Source organism: Telluria sp. BA11, assembly GCF_056680305.1.
The window spans coordinates 175,416-187,453 of the sequence record NZ_CM155275.1; the positions used below are offsets into that span (position 1 = coordinate 175,416).

The 12,038-nt window shown below is 63.5% G+C and carries 10 protein-coding genes; 8 read left to right on the forward strand and 2 right to left on the reverse strand.

Going from position 1 to position 12,038, the window contains the following annotated elements; translation table 11 throughout:
- Window positions 1-8 precede the first annotated feature (8 nt).
- Both AC1MGT_RS00775 and AC1MGT_RS00780 read right to left on the reverse strand, forming a co-directional pair.
- Complete coding sequence (locus AC1MGT_RS00775; protein WP_499502474.1) at window positions 9-1,190, reverse strand: acetyl-CoA C-acyltransferase; 1,182 nt, start codon at window positions 1,188-1,190, stop codon at window positions 9-11.
- A 34-nt stretch (window positions 1,191-1,224) separates the two neighbouring features.
- Window positions 1,225-3,354, reverse strand: a complete 2,130-nt coding sequence (locus tag AC1MGT_RS00780; RefSeq protein WP_499502475.1) for a 3-hydroxyacyl-CoA dehydrogenase NAD-binding domain-containing protein — start codon at window positions 3,352-3,354, stop codon at window positions 1,225-1,227.
- Window positions 3,355-3,666: 312 nt separating this feature from the next.
- On the opposite strand from AC1MGT_RS00780, the gene AC1MGT_RS00785 reads away from it, so the two are divergent.
- The 8 genes from AC1MGT_RS00785 (at window position 3,667) to AC1MGT_RS00820 (ending at window position 12,014) form a co-directional block, all read left to right on the forward strand.
- Entirely contained in the window at window positions 3,667-4,551 is an 885-nt protein-coding gene (locus tag AC1MGT_RS00785; protein WP_258834309.1) for an IclR family transcriptional regulator, read from the forward strand.
- A gap of 107 nt (window positions 4,552-4,658) precedes the next feature.
- A complete protein-coding gene (locus tag AC1MGT_RS00790) occupies window positions 4,659-5,828 on the forward strand; it encodes an ABC transporter substrate-binding protein (protein ID WP_499502476.1) in 1,170 nt (389 codons plus the stop codon).
- Between the two features lie 80 nt (window positions 5,829-5,908).
- The gene (locus AC1MGT_RS00795) at window positions 5,909-6,781 is read left to right on the forward strand and encodes a branched-chain amino acid ABC transporter permease (protein WP_183552711.1); all 873 of its coding nucleotides are present in this window, start codon (window positions 5,909-5,911) and stop codon (window positions 6,779-6,781) included.
- The gene (locus AC1MGT_RS00800; RefSeq protein ID WP_499502477.1) at window positions 6,778-7,731 is read left to right on the forward strand and encodes a branched-chain amino acid ABC transporter permease; all 954 of its coding nucleotides are present in this window, start codon (window positions 6,778-6,780) and stop codon (window positions 7,729-7,731) included. The genes AC1MGT_RS00795 and AC1MGT_RS00800 overlap by 4 nt, the downstream gene beginning before the upstream one ends.
- Window positions 7,718-8,437, forward strand: coding sequence for an ABC transporter ATP-binding protein (locus AC1MGT_RS00805; protein ID WP_183552713.1), 720 nt, complete (start codon window positions 7,718-7,720; stop codon window positions 8,435-8,437). The genes AC1MGT_RS00800 and AC1MGT_RS00805 overlap by 14 nt, the downstream gene beginning before the upstream one ends.
- Complete coding sequence (locus AC1MGT_RS00810; protein ID WP_499502478.1) at window positions 8,430-9,149, forward strand: ABC transporter ATP-binding protein; 720 nt, start codon at window positions 8,430-8,432, stop codon at window positions 9,147-9,149. Before AC1MGT_RS00805 ends, AC1MGT_RS00810 begins: the two co-directional genes overlap by 8 nt.
- A gap of 32 nt (window positions 9,150-9,181) precedes the next feature.
- A complete protein-coding gene (locus AC1MGT_RS00815) occupies window positions 9,182-10,810 on the forward strand; it encodes an electron transfer flavoprotein-ubiquinone oxidoreductase (RefSeq protein WP_499504360.1) in 1,629 nt (542 codons plus the stop codon).
- Between the two features lie 25 nt (window positions 10,811-10,835).
- The gene (locus tag AC1MGT_RS00820) at window positions 10,836-12,014 is read left to right on the forward strand and encodes an acyl-CoA dehydrogenase (protein ID WP_499502479.1); all 1,179 of its coding nucleotides are present in this window, start codon (window positions 10,836-10,838) and stop codon (window positions 12,012-12,014) included.
- The last annotated feature ends 24 nt before the right edge of the window (window positions 12,015-12,038 follow it).

Here is a 12,038-nt window from a genome sequence, read left to right on the forward strand (position 1 = left end):
ATGATCCTTTAGAAAATCTCGAACAGGCCTGCAGCGCCCATGCCGCCGGCGATGCACATCGTGACCACGGCGTACTTCGCGCCGCGGCGCCGGCCTTCAATCAGAATGTGGCCAGCCAGGCGCGCGCCCGTCATGCCGAACGGATGGCCGATCGATATCGCGCCACCGTCGACGTTCAGGCGCTCGTCGGGGATGCCGAGTTGCTGCTGGCAGTAGATCGCCTGCGAGGCAAACGCTTCGTTCAGCTCCCACAGGTCGATGTCGTCCACCGTCAGGCCGAAGCGCTTCAAGAGCTTGGGCACCGCGAACACGGGGCCGATGCCCATTTCATCCGGCTCGCAGCCCGCCACCGCCATGCCACGGAAGGCGCCCAGCGGGGTCAAGCCGAGGCGCTCGGCTTCTTTTGCTTCCATCATCACGCAGGCCGACGCGCCATCGGACAGCTGCGACGCATTGCCGGCGGTGACGAATTTACCTTCGCCCATGACCGGCGCCAGCTTGGCCAGGCCTTCATAGGTGGTGCCGCGCCGGTTGCAGGTGTCTTCGGCGATCGTGACTTCACGGTGGCTGACTTCCTTCGTCTCCTTGTCGGTGACGGCCATGGTCGTGGTGCAGGCGACAATCTCGTCGCTGTAGCGGCCGGCCAGCTGCGCCGCCTCGGTCTTGCGCTGGGACTCGAACGAGAAGCGGTCCTGCGCTTCGCGGCTGATGTTGTAGCGCGCGGCGACGATGTCGGCGGTGTCGATCATCGGCAGATACAGGTCCGGCTTGTGTTCCAGGATCCACGGGTCGATCCCGCTGTCGCCGCTGTCGCGGCTGCGGATGTGCGAGATGCTTTCCACGCCCCCGGCGATGATGGCCGGCGCGCCGTCGACGATGATGCGGCCGGCGCCGATGGCGATCGCCTGCAGGCCCGAGGCGCAGAAGCGGTTGACCGTGGTGCCGGCGATCGTGATCGGCAGGCCGGCGCGGATCACGCTCTGGCGCGCGACGTTGCGGCCAGTGGTGCCTTCCGGGTAGCCGCAACCAAGAATCGCATCCTCGATCATGGCCGGATCGATACCGGCGCGCTCGACGGCGGCGCGCACGGCAAACGCGGCCAGCTGGGCGCCGGGGGTGATATTGAATTCGCCGCGGTGCGCTTTGGTGAGCGGGGTACGGGCGGTTGAAACGATGACAGCTTCGCGCATGGCGAGTCTCCTGACAAATTGATGGCGATAGGGTCTACGCGGATTGATTCAGGCTGGCAAAATTGGCGCCCTTGTCGACCAGCTCGACCAGCAGCGGCGACGGCTGCCAGGACAGCGGGTCTTCCTTGGCAAACTCGCGGATGTCGGCCAGGATCGTGGGCAGGCCGACCGTGTCGGCATAGTGCATCGGGCCGCCGCGGTAGCGCGGGAAGCCGTAGCCGTGCACGAACGTCACGTCCACATCGAGTGGCCGCAGGGCGATCTTCTGGTGCACGACATTGGCGCCCTCGTTGATCATCGCGGCCAGGTAGCGGCGCACGATCTCGGCGTCGCTGAAGCTGCGCGGCGCTTTACCTGACAGTGCACCGGCGCGTTCACGTTCCGCATCGATGATGGCCTCGACTTCGGGGTCGGGCGTGCCGACACGGGCGCCGTCCGGATACAGGTAATAGCCACGCCCTGTCTTCTGGCCGAACCAGCCCCGTTCGCACAGGCGGTCGGCAATCTGAACGTAGCGCGCACGCGGGTCACGCGTGGGCGCGCGCCGCTTGCGGGTGGCCCAGCCGATGTCGCCACCGGCCAGGTCCGAGACCTGGAACGGGCCCATCGGGTAGCCGAAGTCACGCAGTGCCTTGTCGATCTGGTAGGGCGATGCGCCGTCTTCCATCATCGCGTGCGCGGCCTGGCCGTACACGGCGAGGATGCGGTTGCCGATGAAACCGTCGCACACACCGGCACGCACCGGCACCTTGCGCAGCTTCTTGGCCAGGTCGAAGGCGGTGGCGACCACGTCGTCGGACACCTTGGCCGGTACCACAATCTCGAGCAGCTTCATGATGTTCGCCGGCGAGAAGAAGTGCAGGCCGACGACGTCCTGCGGGCGCGAGATGGCCGCCGCGATCTCGTCGATGTCGAGGTAGGACGTATTGGTGGCCAGCACGGCGCCGGGTTTGCAGACGCGATCGAGTTCGGCAAACACGGCGTGTTTCACGGCCATGTCCTCGAACACCGCTTCGATCACGAGATCGGCCTGGGCCAGCGCGTCGTACGACGTGCTGCCATTGAAGCGCGCCATGGTGGCGTCTTTGGCGTCCGGCGTGATGCGGCCCTTGGCGATCAGGCCGTCATATACCTTCTCGACATGCTTGCGGCCACGCGCCAGCGCCTCGTCGTCGCGCTCGATCATCGTGACCGGCAAGCCGGCATCGAGGACGGCAACGGCGATGCCGGCGCCCATCGTGCCGCCACCAACGACGCCGATGCGCTCGATCGGACGTGGCTTCGCACTGCGCGTCTCGGGCGCCCTGGCGGTTTCGCGCTCGGCGAAGAAGGCATGCACCAGCCCGGCGCGCTGCGGGCTGTCGAGGCATTCGAGGAACAGCTTGCGCTCCAGCGCCTGGCCGTCGTCAAACGGCAGCTCGAGCGCGCCCTGCACTGCATCGACGATTTTCAGGGGCGAGAACAGGCCGCGTGATTTTTTGGCCGTCTCGGCGCGTGCGCTGTCGATCGCGGCGCGCTGGGCTGCCGTGTCGGCGAGCTGCTTGGCGTCACGGGTGCGGCGCACCGGCGCCCCGCCCTGCACCAGCTCCTGCGCATACGCCAGGCCGGCTGCGAGCGGATCGGCGCCATCCACCACCCGGTCGACCAGGCCCAGTTTTGCCGCTTCGGCCGCGCCCACGTGGCGACCGCTCAGCATCAGGTCGAGCGCTGCCGCGGCGCCGATCAGGCGCGGTGTGCGTTGGGTGCCGCCTGCGCCCGGCAGCAGGCCAAGCGCCACTTCGGGCAAACCCAGTTTTGCTGCCGGCAGCGCCAGGCGGTAGTGCGCCGCCAGCGCGATCTCGAGTCCGCCGCCGAGCGCCGCGCCGTGGATGACGGCGATGACCGGTTTGCTGCAGGCTTCGATACCGTTGCAGACGTCGGGCAGGAACGGCGCCATTGGCGGCTTGCCAAATTCGCGGATATCCGCGCCGCCGATGAAGGTCTTGCCACTGCCGACGATCAGCACGGCCTTGACCGCAGCGTCGGCCCCGGCTGCGTCGATCGCCGCGGTCAGGCCGCGCCGGACATCGACGCCGAGCGCATTAACGGGAGGATTGTCGATAGTGACGACAAGAATGTCGCCGTGCATGGCACGAGCGACCGGGCCAGTTGCGCCGGTGTGCATGAGCTGTCTCCTTGATTTTATGTCGGATGCTACATCGGTTCGCTATGCGAAACCGTGTTTTGCATTTCTTGTTGCGATCAACGATAACCGATTTTTCGCGAAAATGTAAACGACTTCACGGTGCCGCTTTTGCGGGAAAAACCGGAAGATCCAGTGATTCGCTCTGCGAAATGTATCGAATTACCGTAATTACTCATACTAGGTGTTTCGCTCTGCGAACGACCATTTCACAAAAACTGTTGACACTCCCGTTTTCGGTATGTGAATATCCGACTCAAGCCCAGCCGGAGATGCCGGGCATAGGAGACAAGAATGGACTCGATCCAGTCACTGGAAGACCCTTTGCTGGCGACACCTGCCACCGCGCAAGCGCTACCGGAAGGGTTACCACAAGCGCCGCAGGACGACGCACCCGACGAAGACAACGGCAAAGACCGCCAGTTCGTCACGGCCCTGGCGCGCGGCCTGGAAATTCTGCGCTGCTTCCGCCCCGGCGAGGCGTATCTCACCAATAGCGAGATGGCCAAACGCACCGGCATGCCCAAGCCGACGATTTCACGCCTGACCTATACGCTGACCAAACTCGGCTATCTGACCTATTCGGCCGACCAGGGCCGTTACCAGCTCGGCGCACCGGTGCTGGCGCTCGGCTACACCCTGCTCGCCAATCTCGACGTGCGCAAACTGGCCCGGCCGGCCATGCAGGAACTGGCTGAATACGCCCAATGTAGCGTGGCGATCGGCATCCGCGACCGCCTGCACATGGTGTATGTCGAGGCTTGCCGTGGCAGCGCTGCGGTGACGCTGCGGCGCGATGCCGGTTCGCGCATCCCGCTGGCCACCACCGCGATGGGCAAGGCGTATCTGTGCGGCTTGCCGCAAACCGACCGCGATTTTTTGATGGACCATATCCGCCTGACGGCCGACACCAACTGGCCCAAGATCAAGACCGACATCGAACAGGGCTTCAAGGATTACCAGGACCGCGGCTTTGTCCTGTCGTCCGGCCTGTGGGATGCCAACATCAGCGCAGTCGGCGTGCCGCTGCTTGACCAGGACATCGCCCGGACGATGGCATTCAATTGCGGCGGCCCGGCCTTTTTGCTGCCCTACGAAAAACTGGTCGAGGACCTCGGTCCGCGCCTGGTGCAACTGGTGCGCAACGTGGAAATCAGCATGGGCCGGCATATCGGCTAGCGGTGCCGTGGTACCGGCAATCAAGGAGCGACGCCGCCCATGCGGTGAGGCCCCCGGCTTGCCGTCGTTTTTGACTATTCCTACATTCACTAAAAAATAACGGAGACATGATGAAGGCAAACAAGATCGTCCTCGCCATCCTGGCACTGGGCACCGTCGGCAGCATCAACCTGGCCAGTGCCGAAGAATTTCTGGTCGGCGTGCAGATTCCGCTGACCGGGCCGCTGGCCCGCGTCGGACTGGGCACCCAGGAAGGCATCCGCGTCGCGGCTGAGGTCTTCAACAAGACCAACGGCAAGCACACCATCAAACTGATCACGGTCGACGACGAATCGGCGCCGGCCAAGGCCGTGGCTGCAGTGGAAAAACTGGCCAGCCAGAACGTGGTCGCCATCACGGGCGGCTACGCGTCCAACAATATCTCGCCCGCGTCGGATGCCGCCGGCAAACTGGGGCTGGCCTACGTCACCTCGGGCGGCGTCGACGATGGCCTGGTCAATGCCGGGCGCAAGAATTTCTTCCGCATCAATAATACCCAGGGTTACCAGAAGGCCCTCGTCGGTCTGCTCACCGACCTGAGCGTCAAGTCGGTCTCGATCATCTATTCGACCAAGGATGCGACCCACGGCCTGGCCGCAGACGTCGAGAAAACGCTGAAAGCCAAGGGCGTCAAAGTCGTCACGCACGCGTTCGACCCGCTGATCACCGACTTCAAGCCGATCATCAACAAGGTGAAACTGCGCGACCGCTCCGAATTCATCGTCATGGTCGGCTACGAAAACGACTACGTCGGCATCCTGCGCGCCGCGCGGGTCCTCAAGCCAAGCATCAAGGGCGTCGCCGGCGTGTGGTCGCTGGCAACGCCAAAGATGGCGGCCGATTTCCCGGACCTGATGCCAAACGTGTACGGCACTGCCGTACTGCCATTCCCGGTGCAGTTCTCGACCGAAGAAGGCAAGCGCTTTGCCGACGGCTACAAGGCGCTGCTGAACAAGGACCCGGATTACCTGGGCCAGTTCGGCTACGTCCAGTCGATGCTGCTGTTTGAAGCAATTGCGCGCGCCGCCGACAAGGGCACGCTGAAAAAAGGCGGCGTAATCGAAGAAATGCGCAAGACCGATCGCCAGACCCTGATCGGCCGGGTGCAGTTCGATGCCCGGGGCGACAACCCGAACTTCACGCAGCGCATGGGCCAGCACCAGGGCAAGAAAGTCGAACTGGTGTGGCCGAAAGAATCGGCCACCGCCAAGCCGGTGTACCCGGGCCTGCCCTGGTAATGCTGTGAGCGCATGAGTGAGCGCATGAGCGAGACGGGCAGGATCCCCCTGCCCGCGTGAATAATCGATTGGATGCAGAAATGACGGACTTGATTCTACAAGCCGTGTATTCCGGGTTGTTGCAGGGCGGCTCCTACGCCCTGATTGCACTGGGACTGGCGCTCGTGTTTGGCGCCATGAACGTGATCAACCTGGCGCACGGTGAACTGGTACTGCTGGCGGCCTACATTGCCTACACGGTCGAATCGCAACTCGGCTGGAATCCGCTGGCCGCGATTCCCGCCGCCGTGATCATCGTGACCATCACCTCGAGCCTGCTGTATTTCCTGGTCAGCCGGGTGACGGTGCACCGCGAAATCAATTCGCTGACCCTGACCTTCGGCGTCGGCGTGATCCTCACCAACCTGGTCCTGATGATCTGGAGCGCCGACGTGCGCACCACGAGCTCGACCTGGATGCAGGAAGCCTTCATCGTCGGCGAGCTCTACAGCATGCGCAGCGAAGTGCTGTTCTTTGGCGTGAGCCTCGTGCTGATCGTGGCGCTGTGGTGGTGGCTGTCGCGCAGCTGGTATGGCCGCGCCGTGCGCGCCGTGTCGAGCAACCGCGACGCGGCCAAGCTGATGGGGATCAACCCTGGCCGCACCGAGCTGGTGTCGTTCATCGTGGCCGGCATCCTGGCCGCCTTTGCCGGTGTTGCCCTGTTCAGTTATGGCGTCGTCACGCCGGGCTACGGCAGCGTACTGACCGTGAAAGCGTTCATCATCACCGTGCTGGCGGGCCTCGGCTCGATCCCTGGCGTGCTGATCGGCGCAATCCTGCTGGGCGTGGCCGAATCGCTGACGATCACGCTGGCCAGTTCGGCGCTGCAAGAGCTGGCTGGCATGGGCCTGTTCCTGGTGGTGCTGTTCGTGATGCCCAATGGCCTGTTTGGTGTGGCACGGAGGCGCGGATGAAACTCAACAAACTCCTCATCGCCACGCTGGTGGCGACGTACCTCGTGGTGCCATTCGCGCTGGGCGGCAACAGCTATGTCATGAGCCTGGTCATCGCCTCGCTGATCATTGGCGGCGTCGCGCTGTCGTGGGCGCTGCTGGGCAACCTGGGCGGCATGGTGAGCTTCGGCCATGCGGCGTTCTTTGGCGTGGGCGCCTATACGTCGGCCGTGCTGACGATGCAGTACAACGTGCCGGTCTTCATCGGCCTGGTGCTTGGCGGCGTCGGTGCGGTGCTGTCGGCGGTCCTGATGCTGCCCGTCCTGCGCCTGCGCGGTCCCTACTTTGCGCTGGCAATCCTGGCGTACGCGCACATCTTCCGCATCGTTGCGACCGAATGGACGTCAGTCACGAACGGCGCTGGCGGCATTGCCAGGATCCCGGCCCTGCCGACCGTGTTCGATTACAATTTCGGCAGCCACACCGGCAATTACCTCGTGATCCTGACGATGGTGCTGCTGTTTGCCTGGGCCTATGACGTCATCCGCCGCAGCCCGCACGGCCTGGCCCTGCGCGCCATGCACGACAGCGAGGATGCGACGCGCGTGGTGGGCGTCAACAACACGCTGCTCAAGGGCCTGATGCTGCTGGTGTCGGCCTTCATGTGCGGCGCCGTGGGCGCCTTCAATGCGCACTACATCAACTTCCTCGAACCGGATTACGCCTTCAGTGCGGTGTGGGTGACGATCCCGATCGTCGCGGCGATCTTTGGCGGCTACCGTACCATCACCGGCCCGCTGATCGGCGCCGTCGTGGTGTACCTGGTCGACCAGTTATTCATCAAGAACTTCATGCCCACCGGACACCAGTTGGTTCTTGGTGTGGTGCTGGTCGTGATGATCATCGCGAGCCCGGATGGCCTGCTGGGCATGATCCGCCGGGCGCTAAGGAAAAAACATGCTGCAACTTGAAAACGTCACCGTCCGCTTCGGCGGCCTCACGGCGGTCAACGATGTCACGCTGGCCGTCGGCACGGGGGATCTGGTGGGCCTGGTCGGCGCCAATGGCGCCGGCAAGACCACACTGTTCAATGCCATTTCGGGGCTGGTGCGCCCGACCACGGGCCGCATCCTGTTCAATGGCGCCGATGTGCTCAAGGCGCCGATGTACCAGCGTGCGCGCATGGGCATCGGACGTACCTTCCAGATCCCGCAGCCGATGCACGAGCTGACCGTGCGCCAGAACCTGGAAGTCGCGCAGCGCTTCGGCACCGGTTCGGTCGACAAACGCCGCATCGACGAGATCCTGGACTTCACCAACCTGGCTGCCAAGGCCGGGCGCGATGCATCGAGCGGCCTGGCGCTGACCGAGCTGAAGGCGCTCGAAGTGGCCAAGGCGCTTTCGACAAATCCAAAACTGCTGCTGCTCGACGAAGTACTGGCCGGCCTGGAAACCAGTGGCAAGCGCAACTTCATGAACATGCTCAAGGACCTGCACGCCAAATTCTCGGTCGGGATCCTGATCATCGAGCACGACATCGAGACCATCAGCAATCTGTGCCAGCGGGTGGCGGTGCTGAACTTCGGCGGCATGATCGCCGAAGGTACGCCGGCCGAGGTGTTCAACAACCCGGCCGTCATCAAGAGCTATACCGGAGGCGAGGTCGACCATGCTTGAAATCCAGAACGTCCGCGCCGGTTATGGCGCGATCAATGTGCTGTGGGATTTGTCGCTCAGCATCGCACCAGGCAAGCTGACCACGATCATCGGCCAGAACGGCGCCGGCAAGACCACGCTGCTGCGCGCCATGATGGGCTTGATCCCCGTGTCGCAAGGCACAATTACGCTCGACGGCAAGCCGCTCAACGGCACCCCGACCTGGGACATGCACAAAGTCTCGATGGCGATGATTCCCGAAGGCCGCATGGTGTTTCGCGACATGACGGTCGAAGAAAACCTGATGATGGGCGCTTTTGCGCCGCAGCACCGGGCGCACGCGGCGCGCAACCTGGAGCGCTCGTTCGAGATGTTCCCGCGGCTGCGCGAGCGGCGTCGCCAGATGGCCGGTTCGCTGTCGGGCGGTGAAGCGCAGATGCTGGCCATGGCGCGCGGCCTGATGAGCGACCCAAAGGTCCTGATCATCGATGAGCCATCGCTGGGCCTGGCGCCGGTGATGGTCAATGAACTGTTTGCGATCCTCAAACGGCTCAAGGACGATGGCCGCACGATGATCCTGGTCGAGCAGAACACCCACCGCGCAGTGGGCGTGGCCGACCACGTCTACCTGATGCAAAGCGGAAAAGTGGTGCTGTCGCAGGCGGCGAGCGAAGTCAGCCTCGAGCACCTGCACGGGCTGTATTTTTCGCGCGAGACCGGGGCCACGGCATGAATCTGACTGAACAATACGGCCCACGCGAGGCGATGGAATACGACGTCGTGGTCGTCGGCGGCGGGCCTGCCGGCCTGTCGGCGGCGATCCGCCTGAAACAGCTGGCGCTTGATAAAGGCCAGGAAGTCACCGTCTGCGTGCTGGAAAAAGGCGGCGAGCTGGGCGCCCACATCCTGTCCGGCGCGGTGATGGACCCGCGCGCGATCAACGAACTGATCCCCGACTGGAAAGAAAAAGGCGCGCCGCTCAATACGGCCGTGACTGAAGACCGCGTCCTGTTCCTGAGCGAAACCAAATCGTATGCGACCCCGGCCTTTGCCATTCCGCCGGCACTGGCCAATCACGGCAACTACGTGATTTCGCTGGCCAATGTGGTGCGCTGGCTGGGCCAGCAAGCCGAAGCGCTGGGCGTGGAAATCTTCCCGGGCTTCCCAGCCGCCGAAATCCTGTACAACGAAGACGGCTCGGTCAAGGGCGTTGCGACCGGCAATATGGGAATGAAGCGCGATGGCGAGCCGGGTCCCGAATTCCAGCTAGGCATGGAGCTGCATGCCAAATACACGTTCTTCGCCGAAGGCTCGCGCGGCCACCTGGGCCGCCAGCTGATGGCGAAGTATGAGCTGAACAAGGGCAAGGATCCGCAGACCTACGGCATCGGCATCAAGGAGTTGTGGGAAATCGATCCGCCCAGGCACCAGCCGGGCCTGGTGATCCACACGGCCGGCTGGCCGCTGCCGAACGACACGTATGGCGGCTCGTTCCTCTACCACCTGGAAAACAACCAGGTTGCAGTCGGCTATGTGGTCGGGTTGTCGTACCAGAATCCGTACCTTTCGCCGTATGAAGAATTCCAGCGCTATAAAACGCACCCGGCGATTCGCGGCTTCTTCGAAGGCGGCAAGCGCATCTCGTACGGCGCGCGTTCGATTACCGCCGGCGGCCTCCAATCGCTGCCAAAAACCGTGTTCCCGGGCGGCGCGCTGATCGGCTGTGATGCGGGCTTTTTGAACACCAGCCGCATCAAGGGCAGCCACACTGCAATCAAGACCGGCATGCTGGCGGCCGAGGCGGCGTTTGCCGCGCTGGGCGAAGGCCGCACGGGCGACGAGTTGACGAGCTTCCCTGCGGCATTTGAAAAATCATGGCTGCACGAAGAGCTGCACGTGGCGCGCAATTTCAAGCCGTGGATGAGCAAGGGCCTCGTGCTGGGCACGATCATGACGGGCATTGACCAGATCGTGTTCCGTGGCAAGGCGCCGTGGACGCTGCACCACAAGCACGCCGATCACGAATGCCTGAAGCCGGCGGCGCAGTTCAAGCCGATCGTCTATCCGAAGCCGGATGGCAAGCTGACCTTCGACAAGCTATCGTCGGTGTTCATCTCGAACACCAACCACCGCGAAGACGAGCCGATCCACCTGACGTTGAAGGACCCGAGCGTGCCCGTGGAAGTGAATCTGGCGAAATACGCGGGCCCCGAGCAGCGTTACTGTCCGGCCGGGGTATACGAATACGTCAAGCGCGAAGACGGCGGCGACCGTCTGCAGATCAATGCCCAGAACTGCGTCCACTGCAAGACCTGCGACATCAAGGACCCGACCCAGAACATCGTCTGGGTGACGCCCGAAGGCGGCGGCGGCCCGAACTATCCGAATATGTAACGACTATTTTAGAGAAGAGATCATCATGACAACCAAAGCCGCTTTCCACTGGGATGACCCACTGCTGATCAACAGCCAGCTGACGGACGAAGAGCGCATGGTGCGCGACGCCAGCGCTGCCTATTGCCAGGACAAGCTGCGTCCGCGCGTGCTCGAAGCGTTTCGTCACGAGTCGATGGACGTATCGATCTTCCGCGAGATGGGCGAGCTGGGCCTGCTCGGCCCGACCATTCCGGAACAATACGGTGGCCCGGCGCTGAACTACGTCGCCTACGGCCTGATCGCGCGTGAAGTCGAGCGCGTCGATTCGGGCTACCGCTCGATGATGAGCGTGCAGTCGTCGCTCGTGATGGTGCCGATCTTCGAATTCGGCAACGAAGCGACCAAGCAGAAATACCTGCCCAAATTGGCCACCGGCGAATGGATCGGCTGCTTCGGCTTGACCGAGCCGAACCACGGCTCCGACCCCGGCGCGATGATTTCGCGCGCCCGCAAGGTCGAGGGTGGTTACAGCCTCTCTGGCGCGAAAATGTGGATCACCAATTCGCCCGTGGCCGACGTCTTCGTCGTGTGGGCGAAGGACGACGAAGGCGCGATCCGCGGCTTCGTGCTCGAAAAAGGCTGGAAGGGTTTGTCGGCCCCGGCGATCCACGGCAAGTTCGGTCTGCGCGCGTCGGTCACCGGCGAAATCGTCATGGACAATGTGTTCTGCCCCGAAGAAAACGCGTTCCCCGACGTGCGCGGCCTGAAAGGCCCGTTCACCTGCCTGAATTCGGCCCGCTACGGCATCGCGTGGGGCGCACTGGGTGCGGCGGAAGATTGCTGGCACACGGCGCGCCAGTACACGATGGACCGCCAGCAGTTCGGCAAGCCGCTCGCGGCCAACCAGCTGGTGCAAAAGAAGCTGGCCGACATGCAGACCGAGATCACGCTCGGCCTGCAGGGCTGCCTGCGCCTGGGCCGCATGAAGGACGAAGGCACGGCGGCGCCGGAAATCACGTCGATCATGAAGCGCAACTCGTGCGGCAAGTCGCTCGACATCGCCCGCGTGGCGCGCGACATGCTGGGTGGGAATGGCATTTCGGACGAGTTCGGTATCATCCGCCACATGGTCAATCTGGAGGTGGTCAACACCTACGAGGGCACGCATGACATCCATGCGCTGATCCTTGGCCGCGCACAGACCGGCATTGCGGCGTTCTGACCGTCGCAATCATTGCGTATTTGT

Bases quoted from the DNA above. Each gene is read 5' to 3' on its own strand.
- AC1MGT_RS00775 (WP_499502474.1), bottom strand. From the start codon at position 1,190: ATGCGCGAAGCTGTCATCGTTTCAACCGCCCGTACCCCGCTCACCAAA.
- AC1MGT_RS00780 (WP_499502475.1), bottom strand. From the start codon at position 3,354: ATGCACACCGGCGCAACTGGCCCGGTCGCTCGTGCCATGCACGGCGAC.
- AC1MGT_RS00785 (WP_258834309.1), top strand. From the start codon at position 3,667: ATGGACTCGATCCAGTCACTGGAAGACCCTTTGCTGGCGACACCTGCC.
- AC1MGT_RS00790 (WP_499502476.1), top strand. From the start codon at position 4,659: ATGATGAAGGCAAACAAGATCGTCCTCGCCATCCTGGCACTGGGCACC.
- AC1MGT_RS00795 (WP_183552711.1), top strand. From the start codon at position 5,909: ATGACGGACTTGATTCTACAAGCCGTGTATTCCGGGTTGTTGCAGGGC.
- AC1MGT_RS00800 (WP_499502477.1), top strand. From the start codon at position 6,778: ATGAAACTCAACAAACTCCTCATCGCCACGCTGGTGGCGACGTACCTC.
- AC1MGT_RS00805 (WP_183552713.1), top strand. From the start codon at position 7,718: ATGCTGCAACTTGAAAACGTCACCGTCCGCTTCGGCGGCCTCACGGCG.
- AC1MGT_RS00810 (WP_499502478.1), top strand. From the start codon at position 8,430: ATGCTTGAAATCCAGAACGTCCGCGCCGGTTATGGCGCGATCAATGTG.
- AC1MGT_RS00815 (WP_499504360.1), top strand. From the start codon at position 9,182: ATGGAATACGACGTCGTGGTCGTCGGCGGCGGGCCTGCCGGCCTGTCG.
- AC1MGT_RS00820 (WP_499502479.1), top strand. From the start codon at position 10,836: ATGACAACCAAAGCCGCTTTCCACTGGGATGACCCACTGCTGATCAAC.